At 66.7% G+C, this 21950-nt stretch carries 35 protein-coding genes and 1 pseudogene; 1 reads left to right on the top strand and 35 read right to left on the bottom strand.

Going from position 1 to position 21950, the window contains the following annotated elements; translation table 11 throughout:
* Positions 1-145: 145 nt before the first annotated feature.
* Complete coding sequence (rpsI, locus tag EV284_RS07075; protein ID WP_086692746.1) at positions 146-667, bottom strand: 30S ribosomal protein S9; 522 nt, start codon at positions 665-667, stop codon at positions 146-148.
* Positions 668-709: 42 nt separating this feature from the next.
* The gene (gene rplM / locus EV284_RS07070) at positions 710-1153 is read right to left on the bottom strand and encodes a 50S ribosomal protein L13 (protein ID WP_030811719.1); all 444 of its coding nucleotides are present in this window, start codon (positions 1151-1153) and stop codon (positions 710-712) included.
* Between the two features lie 330 nt (positions 1154-1483).
* Here rplM and EV284_RS07065 point away from each other — a divergent pair, with 330 nt between their 5' ends.
* Positions 1484-2362 carry a hypothetical protein gene (locus EV284_RS07065; RefSeq protein ID WP_130331441.1) on the top strand — a complete coding sequence of 293 codons (879 nt, stop codon included), beginning with the start codon at positions 1484-1486 and terminating at the stop codon, positions 2360-2362.
* Between the two features lie 36 nt (positions 2363-2398).
* Here the strand turns inward: EV284_RS07065 and truA are convergent, their stop codons facing one another.
* From truA to tuf, 33 genes and pseudogenes are all read right to left on the bottom strand, one after another.
* Positions 2399-3253, bottom strand: a complete 855-nt coding sequence (gene truA, locus EV284_RS07060) for a tRNA pseudouridine(38-40) synthase TruA (RefSeq protein ID WP_130331439.1) — start codon at positions 3251-3253, stop codon at positions 2399-2401.
* A gap of 91 nt (positions 3254-3344) precedes the next feature.
* A complete protein-coding gene (rplQ, locus tag EV284_RS07055) occupies positions 3345-3830 on the bottom strand; it encodes a 50S ribosomal protein L17 (protein ID WP_030811710.1) in 486 nt (161 codons plus the stop codon).
* A gap of 193 nt (positions 3831-4023) precedes the next feature.
* The gene (locus EV284_RS07050; protein WP_053661878.1) at positions 4024-5046 is read right to left on the bottom strand and encodes a DNA-directed RNA polymerase subunit alpha; all 1023 of its coding nucleotides are present in this window, start codon (positions 5044-5046) and stop codon (positions 4024-4026) included.
* A gap of 124 nt (positions 5047-5170) precedes the next feature.
* The gene (gene rpsK / locus EV284_RS07045; RefSeq protein ID WP_003956432.1) at positions 5171-5575 is read right to left on the bottom strand and encodes a 30S ribosomal protein S11; all 405 of its coding nucleotides are present in this window, start codon (positions 5573-5575) and stop codon (positions 5171-5173) included.
* Positions 5576-5645: 70 nt separating this feature from the next.
* Positions 5646-6026: a 30S ribosomal protein S13 gene (gene rpsM / locus EV284_RS07040; protein WP_018543922.1), complete on the bottom strand. Its 381-nt coding sequence runs from the start codon at positions 6024-6026 to the stop codon at positions 5646-5648.
* 187 nt (positions 6027-6213) lie between these two features.
* Positions 6214-6327 (bottom strand): 50S ribosomal protein L36, encoded by a 114-nt coding sequence (gene rpmJ / locus EV284_RS07035; RefSeq protein ID WP_003974245.1) that lies wholly within the window; start codon positions 6325-6327, stop codon positions 6214-6216.
* A gap of 60 nt (positions 6328-6387) precedes the next feature.
* Positions 6388-6609 (bottom strand): translation initiation factor IF-1, encoded by a 222-nt coding sequence (gene infA / locus EV284_RS07030; protein WP_003948620.1) that lies wholly within the window; start codon positions 6607-6609, stop codon positions 6388-6390.
* Between the two features lie 153 nt (positions 6610-6762).
* Positions 6763-6921: pseudogene (locus EV284_RS07025) on the bottom strand (type I methionyl aminopeptidase); the annotation flags it as partial.
* A 106-nt stretch (positions 6922-7027) separates the two neighbouring features.
* Positions 7028-7864, bottom strand: a complete 837-nt coding sequence (gene map, locus EV284_RS07020; RefSeq protein ID WP_130331437.1) for a type I methionyl aminopeptidase — start codon at positions 7862-7864, stop codon at positions 7028-7030.
* A gap of 103 nt (positions 7865-7967) precedes the next feature.
* Positions 7968-8633, bottom strand: coding sequence for an adenylate kinase (locus EV284_RS07015; protein WP_130331435.1), 666 nt, complete (start codon positions 8631-8633; stop codon positions 7968-7970).
* A complete protein-coding gene (gene secY / locus EV284_RS07010; RefSeq protein WP_130331433.1) occupies positions 8633-9946 on the bottom strand; it encodes a preprotein translocase subunit SecY in 1314 nt (437 codons plus the stop codon). Before secY ends, EV284_RS07015 begins: the two co-directional genes overlap by 1 nt.
* A gap of 201 nt (positions 9947-10147) precedes the next feature.
* Positions 10148-10603, bottom strand: a complete 456-nt coding sequence (gene rplO, locus EV284_RS07005; protein ID WP_023547373.1) for a 50S ribosomal protein L15 — start codon at positions 10601-10603, stop codon at positions 10148-10150.
* Positions 10604-10605: 2 nt separating this feature from the next.
* A complete protein-coding gene (gene rpmD / locus EV284_RS07000) occupies positions 10606-10788 on the bottom strand; it encodes a 50S ribosomal protein L30 (RefSeq protein ID WP_003974250.1) in 183 nt (60 codons plus the stop codon).
* Positions 10788-11393 (bottom strand): 30S ribosomal protein S5, encoded by a 606-nt coding sequence (rpsE, locus tag EV284_RS06995; protein WP_007494753.1) that lies wholly within the window; start codon positions 11391-11393, stop codon positions 10788-10790. The genes rpmD and rpsE overlap by 1 nt, the downstream gene beginning before the upstream one ends.
* A gap of 41 nt (positions 11394-11434) precedes the next feature.
* Entirely contained in the window at positions 11435-11818 is a 384-nt protein-coding gene (rplR, locus tag EV284_RS06990) for a 50S ribosomal protein L18 (RefSeq protein WP_030811697.1), read from the bottom strand.
* A 3-nt stretch (positions 11819-11821) separates the two neighbouring features.
* Entirely contained in the window at positions 11822-12361 is a 540-nt protein-coding gene (gene rplF / locus EV284_RS06985) for a 50S ribosomal protein L6 (protein WP_031180866.1), read from the bottom strand.
* Between the two features lie 24 nt (positions 12362-12385).
* The gene (rpsH, locus tag EV284_RS06980; protein WP_030811690.1) at positions 12386-12784 is read right to left on the bottom strand and encodes a 30S ribosomal protein S8; all 399 of its coding nucleotides are present in this window, start codon (positions 12782-12784) and stop codon (positions 12386-12388) included.
* 211 nt (positions 12785-12995) lie between these two features.
* Positions 12996-13181: a type Z 30S ribosomal protein S14 gene (locus tag EV284_RS06970; RefSeq protein WP_003948630.1), complete on the bottom strand. Its 186-nt coding sequence runs from the start codon at positions 13179-13181 to the stop codon at positions 12996-12998.
* 5 nt (positions 13182-13186) lie between these two features.
* The gene (rplE, locus tag EV284_RS06965) at positions 13187-13744 is read right to left on the bottom strand and encodes a 50S ribosomal protein L5 (protein WP_007494758.1); all 558 of its coding nucleotides are present in this window, start codon (positions 13742-13744) and stop codon (positions 13187-13189) included.
* A complete protein-coding gene (gene rplX, locus EV284_RS06960) occupies positions 13744-14067 on the bottom strand; it encodes a 50S ribosomal protein L24 (protein ID WP_130331431.1) in 324 nt (107 codons plus the stop codon). Before rplX ends, rplE begins: the two co-directional genes overlap by 1 nt.
* 2 nt (positions 14068-14069) lie before the next feature.
* Positions 14070-14438, bottom strand: coding sequence for a 50S ribosomal protein L14 (rplN, locus tag EV284_RS06955; protein ID WP_003992364.1), 369 nt, complete (start codon positions 14436-14438; stop codon positions 14070-14072).
* 126 nt (positions 14439-14564) lie between these two features.
* Positions 14565-14849 (bottom strand): 30S ribosomal protein S17, encoded by a 285-nt coding sequence (gene rpsQ, locus EV284_RS06950; RefSeq protein WP_030811683.1) that lies wholly within the window; start codon positions 14847-14849, stop codon positions 14565-14567.
* Positions 14846-15070, bottom strand: a complete 225-nt coding sequence (gene rpmC / locus EV284_RS06945; protein WP_007494763.1) for a 50S ribosomal protein L29 — start codon at positions 15068-15070, stop codon at positions 14846-14848. Before rpmC ends, rpsQ begins: the two co-directional genes overlap by 4 nt.
* On the bottom strand, positions 15070-15489 hold the full coding sequence (rplP, locus tag EV284_RS06940) for a 50S ribosomal protein L16 (RefSeq protein WP_030811678.1): 420 nt from the start codon (positions 15487-15489) through the stop codon (positions 15070-15072). Before rplP ends, rpmC begins: the two co-directional genes overlap by 1 nt.
* Before the next feature lie 5 nt (positions 15490-15494).
* Positions 15495-16325 (bottom strand): 30S ribosomal protein S3, encoded by an 831-nt coding sequence (gene rpsC, locus EV284_RS06935; protein WP_030811675.1) that lies wholly within the window; start codon positions 16323-16325, stop codon positions 15495-15497.
* Positions 16325-16672 carry a 50S ribosomal protein L22 gene (rplV, locus tag EV284_RS06930; RefSeq protein ID WP_003974262.1) on the bottom strand — a complete coding sequence of 116 codons (348 nt, stop codon included), beginning with the start codon at positions 16670-16672 and terminating at the stop codon, positions 16325-16327. Before rplV ends, rpsC begins: the two co-directional genes overlap by 1 nt.
* A 44-nt stretch (positions 16673-16716) precedes the next feature.
* A complete protein-coding gene (gene rpsS / locus EV284_RS06925) occupies positions 16717-16998 on the bottom strand; it encodes a 30S ribosomal protein S19 (protein WP_030811672.1) in 282 nt (93 codons plus the stop codon).
* A 12-nt stretch (positions 16999-17010) separates the two neighbouring features.
* Positions 17011-17847, bottom strand: a complete 837-nt coding sequence (gene rplB, locus EV284_RS06920) for a 50S ribosomal protein L2 (RefSeq protein ID WP_030811669.1) — start codon at positions 17845-17847, stop codon at positions 17011-17013.
* Between the two features lie 40 nt (positions 17848-17887).
* Positions 17888-18307 (bottom strand): 50S ribosomal protein L23, encoded by a 420-nt coding sequence (gene rplW, locus EV284_RS06915; RefSeq protein ID WP_030811665.1) that lies wholly within the window; start codon positions 18305-18307, stop codon positions 17888-17890.
* On the bottom strand, positions 18307-18963 hold the full coding sequence (rplD, locus tag EV284_RS06910; protein ID WP_030811662.1) for a 50S ribosomal protein L4: 657 nt from the start codon (positions 18961-18963) through the stop codon (positions 18307-18309). Before rplD ends, rplW begins: the two co-directional genes overlap by 1 nt.
* Positions 18964-18968: 5 nt before the next feature.
* Positions 18969-19613, bottom strand: coding sequence for a 50S ribosomal protein L3 (gene rplC, locus EV284_RS06905; protein ID WP_030811658.1), 645 nt, complete (start codon positions 19611-19613; stop codon positions 18969-18971).
* Between the two features lie 17 nt (positions 19614-19630).
* Positions 19631-19939 carry a 30S ribosomal protein S10 gene (rpsJ, locus tag EV284_RS06900; RefSeq protein WP_003948644.1) on the bottom strand — a complete coding sequence of 103 codons (309 nt, stop codon included), beginning with the start codon at positions 19937-19939 and terminating at the stop codon, positions 19631-19633.
* A 694-nt stretch (positions 19940-20633) separates the two neighbouring features.
* Complete coding sequence (tuf, locus tag EV284_RS06895) at positions 20634-21827, bottom strand: elongation factor Tu (protein WP_030811655.1); 1194 nt, start codon at positions 21825-21827, stop codon at positions 20634-20636.
* Between the last annotated feature and the right edge of the window lie 123 nt (positions 21828-21950).

Below are 21950 nucleotides of genomic sequence, written 5' to 3'. Positions count from 1 at the left end.
ATCATGACATGCGCCCGAGCATCCGATCACACAAGACTTTGAGCGTCTTGTGTCGTTATACGCCCTTGGCGGAGATAAGCGAACGCCCCGGCGGCACACAGGGCGTGCCGCCGGGGCGTTCGGAGTACGCGCGAAGCGCCGCTGTTTAGCGCTTGCTGTACTGCGGAGCCTTGCGGGCCTTCTTGAGACCGGCCTTCTTGCGCTCGACCGCACGGTCGTCGCGCTTGAGGAAGCCGGCCTTCTTGAGGGCGCCGCGGTTGTTGTCGACGTCCGCCTCGTTCAGCGCACGGGCGACACCGAGACGGAGCGCACCGGCCTGACCGGAGACACCGCCACCCGCGATGCGGGCGACAACGTCGTAGCGGCCTTCGAGCTCGAGCACCTTGAAGGGCTCGTTGACTTCCTGCTGGTGCACCTTGTTCGGGAAGTAGTCCTCGAGGGTGCGACCGTTGATCTTCCACTTGCCGGTGCCCGGAACGATCCGGACGCGGGCGATGGCGTTCTTGCGGCGGCCCAGGCCGGCGGCCGGCTGGGGCTCACCGAAGCGGGACGCGAGGGACTCCGACGTGTACTCGCCCTCGACGGGGAGCTCGGTCTCGGTGGTGTAGCTCTCGATGTCGACGAGCTCAGTCTCTTCGAGCGGCTGCTCGGGGGTGGTCTCGGCCACGATTCTCCTCAGATTCTCTTCAGTCTTAAAGGGTGGCCGGAATTACTGCGCGACCTGGGTGATCTCGAACGGCACCGGCTGCTGGGCAGCGTGCGGGTGCTGGTCACCCTTGTAGACCTTCAGCTTCGAGAGCATCTGACGGCCAAGGGAGTTCTTGGGGAGCATGCCCTTGACGGCCTTCTCGACGGCCTTCTCGGGGTTCTTGTCCAGCAGCTCGTCGTAGCGGACGGAGCGCAGACCACCCGGGTAGCCGGAGTGACGGTAAGCCATCTTCTGGGTCCGCTTGTTGCCGGACAGGTGCACCTTGTCGGCGTTGACGACGATGACGAAGTCACCGGTGTCGACATGCGGCGCGTAGATCGGCTTGTGCTTGCCCCGGAGAAGGGTCGCGGCGGTGGTGGCGAGACGACCCAGGACGATGTCCTGAGCGTCGATGACGTACCACTGGCGCGTCACATCGCCGGGCTTGGGGCTGTACGTACGCACGGTTCGTAGCCTTCGCTTCGAGTGAATGGTCCTGAACAGGTCACCGAAACGATCACGACAGCCTCGATCGCACTGCGGTGACGCAACCGCGTGCTGATCGCTGGTCATCGGCCCGGTGGACCGGTGTAAGGGCCCGTCCCGTGAGAATGAGCAAGCCAATACACAACGAGGAGCCAGGTTACCGGGCCGCCCCCGGACGGGTCAAAACGAGCTTGCCGGAAATCCTCCCGGCCGCAATGTTCCCCCGTGCGCCGAAGGTCCCCGTATCGCCTCCGTACCCGCTCCCCTCGGGCGCGCCGGGACCTCGCGGCCCCCTCTAAGATGCGCCCCATGAGTTACGGGCAGGGGGGTCCCCAGTCTCAGTGGGACCCTTGGACACCTCAATCCCAGCAGCCGTGGAAGAGCGGCGACGACGACGGAACCCCGGACTGGGCCGCGCTCGCGGACGCCTCGGAGAACCGTAAGAAGCGTCGCAAGGTGCTGCTCGTCGCGGGCGGCGTGCTCGCCACGGGCGCGATAGGCACCGCCGTCGCCATGGCCGTGTCGAACGCGGGCGGGGACAACCGGGCGGGCGGTCCCTCCAGCCTGCCCGCGACCGCGTCCCTGCCGGGCGGCACGGCGACCACGGCCCCCTCCTTCGCCCCGACCAGCGCGCCCCCGCCGCTGGACCCGAAGGACTTCATAGCCAGCGCCAACAAGGACACCGCCCCGCTGAGCCCGGAGACCCTGTTCCCCGGCACCCAGCTCACCATGGGCGAGACGGTGTACAAGAAGGGCGCCACCAGCGACAGCAAGGACTGCGCGTCCGGCGCCGGCGGCACCCTGGCCAAGGCGCTCGCCGCGGGGAAGTGCACCCGGCTGATGCGGGTCAGCTACGTGAAGGACGGCGTGGCCGTCACCGTGGGCGTCGCCGTCTTCGACAACGACACCGACGCCCAGCGCTTCAAGGACCGCGCCGACAAGAAGAGCATCGTCGCCGCGCTGCCCGGCAAGGGCGTCAAGGCGTTCTGCGACTCCGCGATCTGCCGCTCCACCACCAACACCCTCGGCCGGTACGCCTACTTCACCATCGCCGGGTTCACCAACGGCAAGGACGTGACGACCAAGGACACCAAGGTGTTCGCGGCCGGCAACGACCTGGCCCAGTTCTCCTTCCGCCAGATCCGGCGGCGAGGCGAGGCCCAGGCGTCGGCGGCCGCGAACCAGTAGCGGCCGCCCGCACTCCCCCGCCCGCGCCCCCTCGCCTCAGCAGCAGCCCGCCGACGGCAGCGAGCGCCGGTTGCGCGCCTCCTTGTTCCGGGCAGCCAGCAGCTCGTCGGCGGGGTAGCCGACCTCCTCCAGCGTCAGCCCGTGCGGCCGCACCACGTGCACCGCCGAGTCCCGCACCCCGGCCGCCAGGACCTTCCCCGGCCACTCGGGCCCCCGGTGCCCGTCGCCGGTGAACAGCAGGGCGCCGATCAGCGAGCGCACCATGTTGTGGCAGAAGGCGTCCGCGCGCACGGTGGCCGTGATCACACCGTCCGCGCCGCGCACCAGGCTCAGCTCCTGCAGGGTGCGGATGGTGGTCGCGCCCTCGCGCTTCTTGCAGTACGCCGCGAAGTCGTGCTCGCCCAGCAGGGCGCGGGCCGCCTCGTTCATCGCGTCCACGTCCAACGGCCAGTCGTGCCAGAGGACATGGTTGCGCAGCAGCGGGTCGACACCGCCGGGGTCGTCGGTGACGCGGTAGGCGTAGCGCCGCCAGACGGCGGAGAAACGGGCGTTGAAGCCGGGCGGGGCCTCGGTCAGGGACCAGACCCGTACGTCCTTGGAAAGCCGGCCGGCGAGCCGCTTCAGCAGCTTCTCCCGGTGCTCGGCCCACACCGCCTCCGGCAGGTCGACATGCGCGACCTGGCCCCGCGCGTGCACCCCGGCGTCCGTCCGCCCGGCCACCGTCAGCTCGTACGTCTCCTTGGACCGGGTCACCGTGCGCAGGGCGTCCTCGATCTCCCCCTGTACGGTCCGCCGGCCGCCGGCCTGCTTGGCCCACCCGTGGAAGTCGGTGCCGTCGTAGGACAGGTCGAGGCGGATACGGACATGGCCGGGCTGTGCTTCATCACTCACGCGGGAATCCTCTCAAGGGCGCCGTGCTGCTGGAAAACGTGAAAGCGGGCCCGCCCCCACAGGGACGGACCCGCTTTCTCAGGCGTCAGCCTCAGGCGTCCTTGGACTCCTCGGCGGGAGCCTCGGTGGCCTCGGTCTGCTCGACCTTCGCCTCCTCGGACTCCTTGACCGCACGCTTGGTGGCGGCCTCGGCCTCACCGGTCGCCTGCTGCGCGACGGTCAGCGCCTCGACCAGCTCGATGACAGCCATGGGCGCGTTGTCGCCACGACGGTTACCGATCTTGGTGATGCGGGTGTAACCACCGGGGCGGTTCTCGTAGCGCGGGCCGATCTCGGCGAAGAGCGTGTGGACGACGCTCTTGTCCGTGATCACCTGGAGCACCTGACGGCGGTTGTGAAGGTCGCCCTTCTTCGCCTTGGTGACCAGACGCTCGGCGTACGGGCGCAGACGGCGCGCCTTCGCCTCGGTGGTGGTGATGCGGCCGTGCTCGAAGAGGCTCTTCGCGAGGTTCGCGAGCAGCAGCTTCTCGTGCGCGGCGCTGCCGCCCAGACGGGCACCCTTGGAAGGCTTCGGCATGATGTTTCTCCTAAGTGTCTGCCCCGGCCGTGTCAGGTACCGGAGTCAGTATCCGAGCGAGCGGTTGCTCTTCGGAGATCCGGGCAGCTTCTCAGCTGCCCGGAGTGGTCCGCGCCCCAAAGGGGCGCGGGGCTCTACCCATTTGCGGCTCCGCCGTGTGGGCGCGACCAGCCACGACGGACCGGCAGCCGAATCAGTACTGCTCGGTCTCCACGAAACCGGCGTCAGCGTCGTCATCGGCACCGAAAGCGTCGGCGGCGGCGGTCGGGTCGAACCCGGGAGGCGAGTCCTTGAGCGCAAGACCCATGCCCGCGAGCTTGGCCTTGACCTCGTCGATCGACTTCGCACCGAAGTTGCGGATGTCGAGCAGGTCGGCCTCGGAGCGGGCGACGAGCTCACCCACGGAGTGGATGCCCTCACGCTTGAGGCAGTTGTACGACCGGACGGTGAGCTCGAGCTCCTCGATCGGCAGCGCGAGGTCGGCCGCGAGCGCGGCGTCCGTCGGGGACGGACCCATGTCGATGCCCTCGGCGTCGATGTTCAGCTCGCGCGCGAGACCGAACAGCTCGACCAGGGTCTTACCGGCGGAGGCCATGGCGTCACGGGGACGCATCGCCTGCTTGGTCTCGACGTCGACGATCAGCTTGTCGAAGTCGGTGCGCTGCTCGACACGCGTGGCCTCGACCTTGTACGTGACCTTGAGAACCGGCGAGTAGATGGAGTCGACCGGGATACGGCCGATCTCCTGGCCCACCTGCTTGTTCTGCACGGCGGAGACGTAGCCGCGACCGCGCTCGACGGTCAGCTCCATCTCCAGCTTGCCCTTGCCGTTGAGCGTGGCGAGGACGAGGTCGGGGTTGTGCACCTCGACACCGGCCGGGGGCGCGATGTCGGCGGCGGTGACCAGACCCGGACCCTGCTTGCGCAGGTACATCACGACCGGCTCGTCGTGCTCCGAGGAGACGACCAGCTGCTTGATGTTGAGGATCAGGTCGGTGACGTCCTCCTTGACGCCCGGCACGGTGGTGAACTCGTGCAGGACACCGTCGACCCGGATGCTGGTGACAGCGGCACCGGGGATCGAGGAGAGGAGGGTACGGCGGAGGGAGTTGCCGAGGGTGTAGCCGAAGCCCGGCTCCAGCGGCTCGATCACGAACCGGGAGCGGAACTCGTCGACGACCTCTTCGGTCAACGAGGGACGCTGAGCGATCAGCATGTGCGAATCCTTCAGTCAGGGGCGCCCGCTATTTGACGCCCGACTCAGTACTGCAAGGGTACGGGCGGCACGGCCCGAAAGAGCCGTACCGCCCGGACCCGCGAAACCAGCGGAGCGCTGTGCGTCAGACGCGGCGGCGCTTCGGCGGGCGGCAGCCGTTGTGCGGGGTCGGGGTGACGTCCTGGATGGAGCCGACCTCGAGGCCCGTGGCCTGCAGGGAGCGGATGGCGGTCTCACGACCGGAACCCGGACCCTTGACGAACACGTCGACCTTGCGCATGCCGTGCTCCTGGGCGCGGCGGGCAGCCGACTCGGCGGCCATCTGCGCGGCGAACGGCGTCGACTTCCGGGAACCCTTGAAGCCGACGTGGCCGGCGGAGGCCCAGGAGATCACGTTGCCGGACGGGTCCGTGATCGAGACGATCGTGTTGTTGAACGTGCTCTTGATGTGCGCGTGGCCGTGAGCGACGTTCTTCTTTTCCTTGCGGCGCACCTTCTTGGCAGCGCCCTGACGTCCCTTGGGGGGCATCTACAAACTCCTACGGGGAGGTGGTCGGTCCTACAGCGAAGACCGCTGATGAAGCGTTGTCCGCTGAGGACTACTTCTTGCCCGGCTTCTTCTTGCCGGCGATGGCGCGACGCGGGCCCTTGCGGGTGCGGGCGTTGGTGCTGGTGCGCTGACCGCGGACGGGCAGGCCGCGACGGTGACGGAGACCCTGGTAGCAGCCGATCTCGACCTTGCGGCGGATGTCTGCCTGGATCTCGCGACGGAGGTCACCCTCGGTCTTGATGTTGCTGTCCACGTACTCGCGGATGGCGACGAGCTGCTCTTCGCTCAGGTCGCGGACGCGGGTGTTCGGGTCGACGCCGGTCGCAGCCAGCGTCTCCTGGGAGAGGGTCCGGCCGATGCCGAACACGTAGGTGAGGGCAACCTCCACGCGCTTTTCGCGCGGGATGTCAACACCGGAAACGCGTGCCATTCAATGGCTCCTGGTGATTCTTCGGAGGTCTTCCACAGAACCGGGTCCCGGCCGCCGTACGAGGTACGAACCGGGTCCTCGGCCTCCGACCGAGGGTGTCGAGCTGGTTGGCTCGGGCTCTGCGTATGAACAATTCAGCTTGCGTCGCGCGAAACTCTGCGATGAGTGCAGAGGGTTCGGCCGTGCGTCAGCCCTGGCGCTGCTTGTGGCGCGGGTTGTCGCAGATGACCATGACCCGGCCGTGACGGCGGATCACCCTGCACTTGTCGCAGATCTTCTTGACGCTCGGCTTGACCTTCATGGGGTGAGGTTCTCCGGGTCAGTGCCATCACCCCGGCGCGAGCCGGGATGCGGGCAAGATCTACTTGTACCGGTAGACGATCCGGCCACGCGTCAGGTCGTACGGAGACAGCTCCACCACGACCCGGTCGTCAGGGAGGATGCGGATGTAGTGCATGCGCATCTTGCCGCTGATGTGTGCCAGAACCTGGTGGCCGTTCTGGAGCTCGACCTTGAACATGGCGTTCGGCAGAGACTCGACGACAGTGCCCTCGATCTCGATGGCACCTTGCTTCTTGGCCACGCTTCGCCCTTCGAATCGACTACCTTGATCGGCTCCCACACTTTTCCCTTGCGGGCGCATGCGGACATGCGGGTGCACGAGAGCCGACGAGTCAGTCTACGTCAGGCCACCCGGAAAAACGAATCGAAGGATTCTGCCCCATACCACTGATCGTTATGCGAGCGGATCAGGAGCGGCCGTGACGCCGTACTCCGCCAGCTTCGCCCTGCCGCCGTCCGGGGCCGTCAGGACCAGGGGGCCCTGCTCGGTGAGGGCCACCGAGTGCTCCCAGTGGGAGGACCAGGTGCCGTCGGTGGAGATGACGGTCCAGTCGACCCGTTCTCGACGCCCCTCTCGCGGGTTTCGGCGCCAAGGCGCCTCACAAGCTTCGAGCGGCTGCGCCGGCCTCCGACCGGCGGTCGCGGCGCGGGGCCTCCTCTCAGGCGAGCGGGTCCGGTGCCGCCGTGACGCCGTACTCCGCGAGCTTCGCCCTGCCGCCGTCCGGGGCCGTCAGGACCAGGGGGCCCTGCTCGGTGAGGGCCACCGAGTGCTCCCAGTGGGAGGACCAGGTGCCGTCGGTGGAGATGACCGTCCAGTCGTCCTCGAGGACCTTGGTGCGGGGGGTGCCGAGGGAGACCATGGGCTCGATGGCGAGGCAGAAGCCGGGGACCAGCTTGGGGCCCTTGCCGCGGCGCCGCTCGACGTAGTTCAGCAGGTGCGGGTCCATGTGCATCTCGGTGCCGATGCCGTGGCCGCCGTAGTCCTCGACGATGCCGTACTTGCCGCCGCCCGGCTTCGGCTGCCGGCGGATGTAGGTCTCGATCGCGCGGGAGATGTCGACCAGCCGGTTGCCCAGCTTCATCGCGGCGATCCCGGCCCACATCGATTCCTCGGTGACCCGCGACAGCTCGATCAGCTCCGGGGCGTGCCCCGAGCCGACGAAGGCGGTGTAGGCCGCGTCACCGTGCCAGCCGTCCACGATCGCGCCGCAGTCGATGGAGATGATGTCGCCGTCGTTCAGGACGACGTCCTCGGAGGGGATGCCGTGCACCACCACGTCGTTGACCGAGGTGCAGATGGTCGCGGGGAATCCGCCGTACCCGAGGAAGTTCGACTTCGCGCCGTGCTCGTCCAGCACCTTGCGCGCCACGTCGTCCAGGTCCTTGGTGGTCGCGCCGGGCACCGCCGCCTCGCGGGTGGCCGCGTGGATCGCGGCGACGACCAGGCCCGCCGCCCGCATCTTCGCGATCTGCTCGGGGGTCTTGATCTGCACCATGGGGGGCCTGCGCTCTCCGTCACTCGTCACCGACTGGGTTACCTGCACAACACTACGGCCGCGGCGCCCAGGGCGGGCACCGCGGCCGGAGGGACCGGGAGTCTTACTCGCTGCCGGCCTTCTCGCGCTTGAGCGCCTCGAGCGCTCGCTTGGTGATCTCGTCCACCGGACCCAGGGCGGAGATCGTCACGACGAGCCCCTGCGCCTTGTAGTAGTCGATGATCGGCTCGGTCTGCGTGTGGTAGACCTCGAGCCGCTTGCGGACGGTGTCCTCGGAGTCGTCGTCGCGCTGGTAGAGCTCGCCGCCGCAGACGTCGCAGACGCCCTCCTTCTTCGGCGGGCTGTACGTCACGTGGAAGACGTGCGAGGAGTCGTTGCGGCAGATGCGCCGGCCGGCGATCCGCTTGACGACCTCTTCCTCCGGGACCTCCAGGTCCAGGACGGCGTCCAGCTTGATGCCCTCGCTCTGCAGCAGCTCGTCCAGCGCCTGGGCCTGGGAGACGTTGCGCGGGAAGCCGTCGAGCAGGAAGCCGTTCTCGGCGTCCGGCTGCTCCATGCGGTCCTTGGCCATGGCGATGGTGACCTCGTCCGGGACGAGGTTGCCCGCGTCCATGTAGGACTTGGCCAGCTTGCCCAGCTCCGTCTGCCGAGAGATGTTGGCGCGGAACAGGTCGCCCGTGGAGATGTGCGGGACGCCCAGCTTCTCGGCGAGACGGACGGCTTGCGTTCCCTTACCGGCACCCGGCGGCCCGACGAGGACGATACGCATCAGCGGAGGAACCCTTCGTAATTGCGCTGCTGGAGCTGGCTCTCGATCTGCTTCACCGTCTCGAGTCCCACACCCACGATGATCAGGATGCTGGTCCCGCCGAAGGGGAAGTTCTGACTTGCTCCGAAGCCCACCAACGCCACCGTCGGCACGAGAGCGATCAGACCCAGATACAGCGAGCCCGGCCAGGTGATCCGGTTGAGCACGTAACTCAGGTACTCAGCGGTCGGCCGGCCTGCCCGGATACCCGGAATGAAGCCACCATACTTCTTCATGTTGTCGGCGACTTCCTCGGGGTTGAAGGAGATCGCCACGTAGAAGAACGCGAAGAACACGATGAGAAGGAAGTACATCGTGATGTAGACCGGGTGGTTGCCCTTGGACAGGTTGGTCTCGACCCACTGCTTCCAGCCCGAGTTGCCCCCCGCGAACTGCGCGATCAGCGCCGGGATGTAGAGCAGCGACGAGGCGAAGATGACCGGGATCACACCGGCCTGGTTGACCTTCAGCGGGATGTAGGTCGACGTACCGCCGTAGGACCGGCGGCCGATCATGCGCTTCGCGTACTGCACCGGGATGCGGCGCTGGGCCTGCTCCACGAAGACCACGAGCGCGACCATGACCAGGCCGACCAGGATGACCGTGCCGAACTCGATCCAGCCGCCGGCCAGCGTGCCCTGCTTCTTGATGGCCCACAGCGCGGACGGGAAGGTCGCGGCGATCGAGATGAACATCAGGATCGACATGCCGTTGCCGATGCCGCGGTCGGTGATCAGCTCACCGAGCCACATCACCAGCGCCGTACCGGCGGTCATGCAGATCACCATGGTGATCGTGGTGAAGATCGCCTGGTCCGGGACGATGTTCCCGGCGACCGTGCACCCGCTGAACAGCGCGCCGCTGCGGGCGGTGGCCACCAGGCCGGTGCCCTGCAGGATGGCGAGCGCCACGGTCAGGTAGCGGGTGTACTGCGTGATCTTCGCGGTGCCGGACTGACCCTCCTTCTTGAGGGCCTCCAGACGCGGGATCACCACGGTGAGAAGCTGAAGGATGATGCTCGCCGTGATGTACGGCATGATGCCGAGGGCGAAGATCGTGATCTGGAGCAGCGCTCCACCACTGAACATATTGACCAGACCGAACAGGCCCTGGTTGCCGGAGGCCTCGGTCACGCAGGTCTGGACGGCCTTGTAATTGACGCCGGGGATCGGGATGTGGGTACCGACCCGGTAGACCACGATGATGCCCAGCGTGAAGAGCAGCTTCTTGCGCAGGTCGGGCGTCCTGAACGCCCGGGCGAACGCGGTGAGCACGGTGCCTCCTGCGACCCCCGCGCAACTGCGTCAAGGGTGACGGTCTAGAGGTTCGACGAATAAGTGGAAGGGAACAGCGCTGGCCACCTTACCGGCGACACCGCCCCCCTAGGAACGACCAACCGGGGATACCCCATTGTGGGGTATCCCCGGTCGGGATCGTCTATGTCATCGAGTGACCCTGAGGGACCCTTGCGGGCCTCAGACCAGCTCGGTGACCGTACCGCCGGCAGCGGTGATCTTCTCCTTGGCGGAGCCGGAGACGGCGTCGACCGTCACCTGCAGCGCCACGGAGATCTCGCCCTGGCCCAGGACCTTGACGAGGCTGTTCTTGCGAACGGCACCCTTGGCCACCAGACCCTCGACGGTGACCTCGCCACCCTCGGGGTAGAGCGCCGCCAGCTTGTCGAGGTTCACGACCTGGAACTCGGTCTTGAACGGGTTCTTGAAGCCCTTCAGCTTCGGGAGACGCATGTGGAGGGGCATCTGGCCACCCTCGAAGCGCTCCGGAACCTGGTAACGGGCCTTCGTGCCCTTGGTACCACGACCGGCCGTCTTACCCTTCGACGCCTCACCACGACCAACACGGGTCTTGGCGGTCTTGGCGCCGGGGGCCGGACGGAGGTTGTGGATCTTGAGCGGGTTCTGCTCCGCCATGATCAGTCGACCTCCTCGACCGTCACGAGGTGGCGGACGGTGTGCACCATGCCGCGGAACTCGGGGCGGTCCTCCTTGACGACCTGCGTGTTGATCCCCTTGAGACCAAGGGAACGCAGGGTGTCACGGTGGTTCTGCTTGCTACCGATGTAGGACTTGACCTGCGTGATCTTGAGCTGCGCCATTACGCACCAGCCCCGGCACGCGCACGCAGCAGAGCCGCGGGGGCGACGTCCTCGAGCGGCAGACCGCGGCGGGCCGCGACCTCCTCGGGACGCTGCAGGCCCTTGAGGGCCGCCACGGTGGCGTGCACGATGTTGATCGCGTTGTCGGAGCCCAGGGACTTCGACAGGATGTCGTGGATACCGGCGCACTCGAGCACGGCACGCACCGGACCACCGGCGATAACACCGGTACCCGGGGACGCGGGCTTGAGCAGCACGACGCCGGCAGCCTTCTCACCCTGGATGGGGTGGGGGATGGTGCCCTGGATACGGGGGACCTTGAAGAAGTGCTTCTTGGCCTCCTCAACACCCTTGGCGATGGCGGCCGGCACCTCCTTGGCCTTGCCGTAACCGACACCTACGGTGCCGTCACCATCGCCCACCACGACCAGCGCGGTGAAGCTGAAGCGACGACCACCCTTCACAACCTTGGCGACACGGTTGATCGCGACAACGCGCTCAACGTAAGCGGTCTTCTCGGCGGCGGCTGCGCCGCCGTCACGGCCCTTCCGGTCCCGCCGCTCGCCGCCACCGGCACCGCCACCGCGGCGCTGGGGTCCAGCCATTGGAATTACCTCTCTCTGTTTCCGCTAGCTACGGAACCGGCTCAGAACTTCAGGCCGGCTTCGCGGGCGGCGTCCGCCAGGGCGGCGATGCGCCCGGCGTACTGATTGCCACCACGGTCGAACACGACAGCCTCGACGCCGGCGGCCTTGGCACGCTCGGCGACCAGGGCGCCGACCTGCTTGGCCTGCGCCGACTTGTCGCCCTCGCCGCTCCGGACCGACGCGTCCAGCGTGGACGCGGAGGCCAGGGTGTGGCCCTTGAGGTCGTCGATCACCTGCGCCACGATGTGACGGTTGGAGCGGGTCACGACCAGACGCGGACGCTCCGCCGTACCGGAGATGTTCTTGCGAATCCGGATGTGGCGGCGCTTGATCGCGGCGCGCTTGTAGGCGTCGCCCTTGAGGATCTTCTGTCCGTATGCCATGGCTTACTTACCCGCCTTTCCGACCTTGCGGCGGATGACTTCGCCCTCGTACTTGACACCCTTGGCCTTGTACGGGTCAGGCTTGCGCAGCTTGCGGATGTTGGCCGCAACCTCGCCGACCTTCTGCTTGTCGATGCCCTCGACCTGGAAGCGGGTCGGGCTCTCCACCTTGAAGGTGATGCCCTCGGGCGCCTCGACGACGATCGGGTGGCTGTAGCCGAGCGCGAACTCGAGGTTCGAGCCCTTGGCCACGACGCGGTAACCGACACCGCTGATCTCGAGCTTCTTCACGTAACCCTGGGTCACGCCGGTGATCATGTTCGCCACCAGCGTGCGGGACAGGCCGTGCAGGGCCTTGTTCTGACGCTCGTCGTTGGGACGGGTCACCGCGAGGGTGCCGTCCTCATCCCTGACGATGTCGATCGGCGCGACGACGGTGTGGGTCAGCGAGCCCTTGGGGCCCTTGACCGCGACCGTACGGCCGTCGATGGTGACGTCCACGCCGGCGGGAACCGTGATGGGGAGCTTGCCAATACGCGACATAGCTGTTTCCTCCGTTCCCTTCCGTTACCAGACGTAGGCGAGGACTTCCCCACCCACGCCCTTCTTGCCGGCCTGCTTGTCGGTGAGGAGACCGTGCGACGTGGAGATGATCGCCACGCCCAGGCCGCCCAGCACCTTCGGCAGGTTGGTGGACTTCGCGTAAACCCGGAGACCGGGCTTGGAGATGCGCTTGATCCCCGCGATGGAGCGCTCACGGTTGGGGCCGAACTTCAGCTCCAGGACGAGGTTCTTGCCGACCTCGGCGTCCTCGACCTTCCAGCCCGTGATGAAGCCCTCCTGCTGGAGGATCTCTGCGATGTGAGACTTGATCTTCGAGGACGGCATCGTCACGGAGTCGTGGTATGCCGAGTTCGCGTTCCGCAGACGCGTAAGCATGTCTGCGATCGGATCAGTCATGGTCATGAATTGGCCTTCGGCCTCTCTCGCCGGGGTTTCCTGGTGCGCCATCCCTCTCCCCGATCCGGGACGGGACGGGTGCGGCGCGGTGGACCTACGGCGTAGTAAGTCGTACGGGCGCGACAGACGCCCGACCCCGCAAGCCTACGGCATGTGGGGGCGGGCCCCTGTCGACCCAGTTGCTTACCGAGAGCTTCCGGAATCCCTGTTAAGGGGATTACCAGGAGCTCTTGGTCACGCCCGGCAGCTCGCCACGGTGAGCCATCTCACGAAGGCACACGCGGCAGAGGCCGAACTTGCGGTACACGGAGTGCGGACGGCCGCAGCGCTGGCAGCGCGTGTAGCCACGCACACCGAACTTGGGCTTGCGAGCAGCCTTAGCGATAAGAGCCTTCTTCGCCATCTCGCTCACGCCTCCTTGAACGGGAAGCCGAGGTGACGAAGGAGCGCGCGGCCCTCAGCGTCGTTGGTCGCCGTGGTGACCACGGTGATGTCCATACCCCGGACGCGGTCGATCTTGTCCTGGTCGATCTCGTGGAACATGACCTGCTCCGTGAGACCGAAGGTGTAGTTGCCACGGCCGTCGAACTGCTTGGGGGACAGGCCGCGGAAGTCGCGGATGCGCGGAAGCGCCAGCGACAGGGTGCGGTCCAGGAACTCCCACATGCGGTCGCCACGGAGCGTGACGTGGGCACCGATCGGCTGACCCTCGCGCAGCTTGAACTGCGCGATGGACTTGCGGGCCTTGGTGACGGCCGGCTTCTGACCGGTGATCGTGGTGAGGTCGCGGATGGCGCCCTCGATCAGCTTGGAGTCGCGGGCGGCGTCGCCCACACCCATGTTGACCACGATCTTGACGAGGCCGGGGATCTGCATGACGTTCTCGTACTTGAACTCGTCACGCAGCTTGCCCGCGATTTCCTCGCGGTACTTCGTCTTCAGACGCGGAGTGGTGGTGGTAGCCATCAGATGTCCTCACCCGTCCGCTTGGCAACGCGGATCTTGTTGCCTTCGTCGTCGAAGCGGTAGCCGACACGCGTGACGACCTTGTTGCCATCCTGCTCAACGACCAGCTGGACGTTGGAGACGTGGATGGGCGCCTCGGTCGTGACGATGCCGCCCGCCTGCGAACCGCTGGCGGTCGGGCCGGCCTTGGTGTGCTTCTTGACCCGGTTGACACCCTCGACCAGGACACGCTCGTCGCGCGGGTAAGCGGCAATGACCTTGCCCTGCTTGCCCTTGTCCTTACCGGTGATGACCTGGACCAGGTCGCCCTTCTTGATCTTCATGCTTACAGCACCTCCGGCGCGAGCGAGATGATCTTCATGAACTTCTTCTCGCGCAGCTCACGGCCGACGGGGCCGAAGATACGGGTGCCGCGAGGGTCGCCGTCGTTCTTGAGAATGACAGCGGCGTTCTCGTCGAAGCGGATGTACGAGCCGTCCGGACGGCGGCGCTCCTTGACGGTGCGAACGATGACCGCCTTGATGACGTCACCCTTCTTCACGTTGCCGCCGGGGATCGCGTCCTTGACGGTGGCGACGATGACGTCACCGATGCCCGCGTAGCGGCGACCGGAGCCACCGAGCACACGGATGCAAAGGATCTCCTTCGCACCAGTGTTGTCGGCGACACGCAGCCGCGACTCCTGCTGGATCACGTCTATCTCCTGTTTGTCTGCCGGTTCCCGGCCGGGGTTCCGTTAAGAACCCCGGCCGAGCCTGGCGGAACTGTCCTGCGGATTATCCCGCAGGAATACCTTGCGAAAGGAATTCCCTTACGGGAATTACTTGGCCTTCTCGAGGATCTCGACGATGCGCCAGCGCTTCGTCGAGGACAGCGGCCGGGTCTCCGCGAGGAGGACACGGTCGCCGACGCCGGCGGCGTTCTGCTCGTCGTGGGCCTTGAGCTTGTTCGTACGGCGGATGACCTTGCCGTACAGCGCGTGCTTCACGCGGTCCTCGACAGCGACGACGACGGTCTTGTCCATCTTGTCGCTGACGACGAGACCCTCACGGGTCTTGCGGAAGCCGCGGGCCTCTGCGTTCTCAGTCACGTTCTTCTCGCTCATGCGTTCTCCACCGTCTCGATGCCCAGCTCACGCTCGCGCATCAGGGTGTAGATCCGCGCGATGTCCTTGCGGACCGCCTTCAGACGGCCGTGGTTCTCGAGCTGACCAGTCGCCGCCTGGAAGCGGAGATTGAACAGCTCTTCCTTGGCCTCGCGGAGCTTCGCAAGAAGCTCCTCGTTGCCCAGCTCGCGCAGCTCGGACGCCTTGGTACCGGCCGACATCACGCTTCACCTGCCTCGCGCTTGACGATCCGGCACTTCATCGGCAGCTTGTGGGCCGCACGAGTGAGGGCCTCACGCGCAATCTTCTCGTTGGGGTACGACAGCTCGAACATGACGCGTCCGGGCTTGACGTTGGCGATCCACCACTCCGGGGAACCCTTACCGGAACCCATGCGGGTCTCGGCAGGCTTCTTGGTGAGGGGACGGTCCGGGTAGATGTTGATCCAGACCTTGCCGCCACGCTTGATGTGGCGGGTCATGGCGATACGAGCCGCTTCGATCTGACGGTTCGTCACATACGCCGGGGTCAGCGCCTGGATGCCGTACTCGCCGAACGCGACCTGCGTGCCACCCTTGGCCATACCACTGCGCTTCGGGTGGTGCTGCTTGCGGTGCTTGACCCTACGGGGGATCAGCATGACGGTCAGGCCTCCGTTCCGGTGCTCTCAGCCGGAGCGGCGGCAGCGGGAGCCTCGGCCTTGGGGGCCTCGGCGCCAGCAGCCTGCTGCGGCTTGCGACCGCGCCCACCACGCTCGCCACCACGGCCACCACGGGCCGGGCGGTCGGCGCCGCCACGGGCCGGGCGGTTACCCGCACGGGCCGCAGCGTTCTCGGCGCGGACCTCGGCGATGTTCTTGACGTCGCCCTTGTAGATCCAGACCTTCACGCCGATGCGGCCGAAGGTCGTCTTGGCCTCGAAGAAGCCGTAGTCCACGTTCGCGCGGAGCGTGTGCAGGGGCACACGGCCCTCGCGGTAGAACTCCGAGCGGGACATCTCGGCGCCACCGAGGCGGCCACCGCACTGGATCTTGATGCCCTTGGCGCCGGCCTTCATCGCCGACTGCATGCTCTTACGCATGGCACGGCGGAAGGAGACACGCGAGGAAAGCTGCTCGGCGACGGCCTGGGCCACGAGCTGCGCATCCGTCTCGGGGTTCTTGACCTCGAGGATGTTCAGCTGGACCTGCTTGCCCGTCAGCTTCTCCAGCTGACCGCGGATCTTGTCGGCCTCCGCACCGCGGCGGCCGATGACGATGCCCGGACGCGCGGTGTGGATGTCCACGCGGACACGGTCACGGGTGCGCTCGATCTCCACCTTGGAGATGCCCGCGCGCTCCATGCCCTGCGTCAGCATGCGACGGATGGCCACGTCTTCCTTGACGTAGTCCTTGTACAGCTTGTCGGCGTACCAACGCGACTTGAAGTCGGTCGTGACACCGAGCCGGAACCCGTGCGGGTTTACCTTCTGGCCCATTACCGGGTTCCTTCCTTGCTGCTGACGACCACGGTGATGTGGCTGGTCCGCTTGCGGATCCGGTAGGCACGGCCCTGGGCGCGCGGCCGGAACCGCTTCAGGGTCGGGCCCTCGTCGACGTAGGCCTCGGAAATGAAGAGGCTGTCGGCGTCGGTGTGGTCGTAGTTGTGCGCGGCGTTGGCGATGGCGCTGTCGAGCACCTTGCCGACCGGCACGGAGGCTGCCTGCGGAGCGAATCGCAGAACAGCCTGAGCCTCCGTGGCATCCATGCCACGGATAAGGTCCACCACGCGGCGGGCCTTCATGGGCGTAACGCGGATGTACCGCGCCTGGGCCCTGGCTTCCATGGTTGTCCCTCTCAGTTACTTACGTGTCTGAATGCGATCCGCTACTAGCGGCGCTTCGACTTCCGGTCGTCCTTGACGTGGCCGCGGAAGGTGCGGGTCGGCGAGAACTCGCCGAGCTTGTGGCCGACCATCGACTCGGTGACGAACACCGGGATGTGGGTCTTGCCGTTGTGCACCGCGATCGTGTGGCCGAGCATGGCCGGGACGATCATCGAGCGACGGGACCAGGTCTTGATGACGTTCTTGGAACCGGCTTCGTTCTGGACGTCCACCTTCTTGAGCAGGTGGTCGTCGACGAAGGGTCCCTTCTTCAAGCTACGAGGCATCTCAACCCGTCCTTAGCGCTTCTTGTTCGTCTTGCGGCGGCGGACGATGTACTTGTTCGACGCCTTCTTGGGCGAACGAGTACGGCCTTCCTTCTTGCCCCACGGGGACACAGGGTGGCGACCACCGGAGGTCCGGCCCTCACCACCACCGTGCGGGTGGTCGACCGGGTTCATGACCACACCACGGACGGTCGGGCGAACGCCCAGCCACCGCTTACGGCCGGCCTTACCCCAGTTGATGTTGCTCTGCTCGGCGTTGCCGACCTCACCGACGGTGGCGCGGCAGCGCACGTCGACGAGACGGATCTCGCCGGACGGCATGCGCAGGTGGGCCATGGAGCCCTCCTTCGCAAGGAGCTGCACGGACGCACCGGCGGAGCGGGCGAACTTGGCACCGCCACCGGGACGGAGCTCGATCGCGTGGATCGTGGTACCGACCGGGATGTTGCGGAGCGCCAGGTTGTTGCCCGGCTTGATGTCGGCGCCCGGACCGTTCTCGACGCGGTCGCCCTGCTGCAGGTTGCGCGGGGCGAGGATGTAGCGCTTCTCGCCGTCCGCGTAGTGCAGCAGCGCGATGCGCGCGGTGCGGTTGGGGTCGTACTCGATGTGCGCGACCTTCGCCGGCACGCCGTCCTTGTCGTGACGACGGAAGTCGATCACTCGGTAGGCGCGCTTGTGTCCGCCACCCTGGTGGCGAACGGTCACACGACCGGCGTTGTTACGGCCGCCCTTGCTGTGCAGCGGGCGGACCAGCGACTTCTCCGGCGTGGACCGCGTGACCTCGACGAAGTCGGCGACGCTGGCGCCACGACGGCCCGGCGTAGTCGGCTTGTACTTGCGGATTCCCATTTCTCAGTCCTCGTCCGATATCGGACGATCCAGACCGCCGTCAGGCGGTCGGACCGCCGAAGATGTCGATACGGTCGCCCTCGGCGAGGGTCACGATCGCACGCTTGCTGCCGGCACGCTGACCGAAACCGGTCTTCGTGCGCTTGCGCTTGCCCTGGCGGTTGATCGTGTTGACCCCGGTGACCTTGACGTCGAAGACCGCCTGGACGGCCTGCTTGATCTGGGTCTTGTTGGCGTTCGGGGCGACGATGAACGTGTACTTGCCCTCGTCGAGGAGCGCGTAGCTCTTCTCCGAGACGACCGGCTTGAGCAGCACGTCACGGGGGTCCGTGAAGGACTTGCTCAGCGGGGTCTCGACCGTGTTCTTGCCCTCGGTGGCGTGACGCTTCGCCTTGGCGACGCGCGCGGCCTTGGCGGCCTTGGCGGCCTTCGAGGCGATGCTCGGGTGGCGCGTAGCCATCAGGCTTCGCTCCCTTCGGTGTCATTGGCCTTCGGGCCGGACACGAAGGACTCGAAAGCGGCCTGGGTGAAGACCACGTCGTCCGAGACGAGAACGTCGTACGTGTTCAGCTGGCCCGGCTCCAGGATGTGGACCTGGGGCAGGTTGCGCGCGGAAAGCAGCGCGGCCTCGTCGGAGCGCTCGATGACCAGGAGCACGTTCTTGCGCTCGCTGACCTTGCCGAGGAAGCTCTTCGCGGCCTTGGTGGAGGGGGTGTCGCCCTCGACCACGCCGGTGATGACGTGGATACGAGCGTTGCGGGCCCGGTCGGTGAGGGCGTGGCGCAGGGCCGCGGCCTTCATCTTCTTCGGGGTCCGCTGCGAGTAGTCACGCGGCGTGGGGCCGTGGACGACGCCACCGCCGGCGAACTGCGGCGCACGGGTCGAACCCTGGCGCGCGCGGCCGGTGCCCTTCTGACGGTAGGGCTTCCTACCGCCACCGCGGACCTCGCCACGACGCTTGACCTTGTGCGTGCCCTGACGGGCGGCGGCAAGCTGCGCGACGACGACCTGGTGAAGCAGCGGAACGCTGATCTTCTCGACGTCGAAGATCTCGGCCGGGAGCTCTACGGTCCCGGCGTTGTCGCCGGAGGGCGACAGAATGTCAATGGTGCTCATAGTCCTCAGGCCCCCTTGGCCGCGGTGCGGACCAGGACGAGGCCGCCGTTCGGACCAGGAACCGCGCCCTTGATGAGGAGCAGGCCCTTCTCCGCGTCAACGGCGTGAACGGTCAGGTTCTGGGTGGTGACCCGCTCGTTGCCCATGCGACCCGCCATGCGCATGCCCTTGAAGACACGACCGGGGGTGGCACAGCCACCGATGGAACCGGGCATGCGGTGCACACGGTGGGCACCGTGGGACGCCTTGCCACCCTTGAAGTTGTGGCGCTTCATGACACCGGCGAAGCCCTTGCCCTTGCTCTTCGCGGTGACGTCGACCTTGACGCCCGACTCGAAGACCTCGGCAGTGATCTCCTGGCCCAGCGTGTAGTCGCTGGCGTCGGAGGTGCGGAGCTCCACCAGGTGGCGGCGCGGGGTGACGTCGGCCTTGGCGAAGTGGCCCTTGAGGGGCTTGTTCACCTTGCGCGGGTCGATCTCGCCGAAGGCGATCTGGACCGACTCGTAGCCGTCGACGTCGTTCGTACGGACCTGGGTGACGACGTTGGGGCCGGCCTTGACGACGGTGACCGGAACAACACGGTTGTTCTCGTCCCACACCTGCGTCATGCCGAGCTTCTCGCCCAGGATGCCCTTGATCTGCTTAGCCATTCTCAGATCACCGACCCTTAGAGCTTGATCTCGATGTCGACACCGGCCGGGAGGTCGAGTCGCATCAGGGAGTCAACGGTCTTGGGCGTCGGGTCGAGGATGTCGATCAGGCGCTTGTGCGTGCGCATCTCGAAGTGCTCGCGCGAGTCCTTGTACTTGTGCGGCGACTTGATGACGCAGTACACGTTCTTCTCAGTGGGCAGCGGCACCGGGCCCGCGACCGACGCACCAGTGCGCGTCACCGTCTCGACGATCTTCTTCGCCGAGGAGTCGATGACCTCGTGGTCGTAGGCCTTGAGCCGGATGCGGATCTTCTGTCCCGCCATGGCTACTCAGTAGTCCTGTCTTCTCTCACGCTCTGGAACCCGGCGGTTTCACACTGCCTTCTCTCCGACCCACGCGGTCGGGCGTGTCGCACTGCCGCTAACGAGAATGCCCATCGCTGGAACACCCCTTCAGGGAATGCACACGGCCCTGCCGGAACCGCGGGCCGGGGGCGGAAGGCCCACCGGGCGCCTGGTCGGTGTTGCGCCCACGCTTCCCGGAAGATTCCCGTACGTCCAACCCCAGGGGGTTGACGAGTACTGTGGGACTCGCTTCCGGTCCTCCCGGCGGGAGGCGCGCAGCATCAACACTCGGCCGAGCAACTCCGACAGTCTGCCATATGGCCTACCCCCCTGGCCAATCGAGCCGAGTAGATTACCCCGATAGTGACGCAGGTCAAACTCCCCGCGCCCCCGGGTCTTCCCCTCAACTCCCGCCGGATGCAGGCGAACCAGCCGCAAAACAGGGCGAAGCAACGGAAACGGCCGCCGGGGACACCGGCGCTGCCCCTGGTCGCCCCTTCACGGGCAGCCGGCGCCCTTCTCCTGGGCCTCCCGCCCCGCTCCCCCGGCTCCAACGCCCCGCGTGCGCCTGGGCGTCGCCGTACGCCCCGCTCAGGGGACAGCAGAGAGGCCCGCGCGACCGAAGTCGTGCGGGCCTCTCTGGGTCAGTCAACGACCCTCAAGCAAGGAGTACTTACTTGACGATCTTGGTGACCTGGCCGGCGCCCACCGTGCGGCCACCCTCGCGGATGGCGAACTTCAGGCCCTCTTCCATGGCGACGGGCTGGATGAGCGAAACGGTCATCTCAGTGTTGTCGCCCGGCATGACCATCTCGGTGCCCTCGGGGAGGGTCACGACGCCGGTCACGTCCGTGGTGCGGAAGTAGAACTGCGGGCGGTAGTTGTTGAAGAACGGCGTGTGGCGGCCACCCTCGTCCTTGGACAGGATGTAGGCCTGGGCCTCGAACTCGGTGTGCGGGGTGACCGAACCGGGCTTGATGATGACCTGGCCGCGCTCGACGTCCTCGCGCTTGATGCCGCGGAGCAGCAGACCGACGTTCTCACCGGCCTGGCCCTCGTCGAGCAGCTTGCGGAACATCTCGATGCCGGTGACCGTGGTGGTGGTCTTCTCCGGCTTGATGCCCACGATGTCGACGGTCTCGTTGACCTTGAGGACACCACGCTCGATACGACCGGTGACGACGGTGCCACGACCGGTGATCGTGAAGACGTCCTCGATCGGCATCAGGAACGGCTTGTCGACGTCGCGCTCGGGCTGCGGGATGTTCTCGTCCACGGCCTTCATGAGCTCGAGGACGGTGTTGCCCCACTCCTTGTCGCCCTCGAGCGCCTTGAGCGCCGAGACCTTGACGACCGGCAGGTCGTCGCCCGGGAACTCGTACTCGGAGAGGAGCTCACGGACCTCGAGCTCGACGAGCTCCAGGATCTCCTCGTCGTCCACCATGTCGGCCTTGTTCAGGGCGACGACGATGTACGGAACGCCGACCTGGCGAGCCAGGAGCACGTGCTCCTTGGTCTGCGGCATCGGGCCGTCGGTGGCGGCGACCACGAGGATCGCGCCGTCCATCTGCGCGGCACCGGTGATCATGTTCTTGATGTAGTCCGCGTGACCGGGGCAGTCGACGTGGGCGTAGTGACGCGTCTCGGTCTGGTACTCGACGTGCGCGATCGAGATCGTGATACCGCGCTGGCGCTCCTCGGGAGCCTTGTCGATCTGGTCGAAGGCCGAGGCCTCGTTCAGGTCCGGGTACGCGTCGTGCAGCACCTTGGTAATGGCGGCCGTGAGGGTCGTCTTACCGTGGTCGATGTGACCGATGGTGCCGATGTTGACGTGCGGCTTAGTCCGCTCGAACTTCGCCTTCGCCACTGGGTCCTCCTGTGGAGTGGTTCTGGTACGCCTTACTCATCGGCGCCAGGTGATCTTTGCTGGGATGCCGCCCGCCGGGATCTTTCCGAGTGGTCCGATCCCGGCGTTCGGTGTCAAGCCTAA

Source organism: Streptomyces sp. BK022, assembly GCF_004217355.1.
GTDB lineage: Bacteria > Actinomycetota > Actinomycetes > Streptomycetales > Streptomycetaceae > Streptomyces > Streptomyces griseoluteus.
Note: the sequence above shows the minus strand (reverse complement) of the source record. Positions and strands in the feature narration are given on the sequence as shown.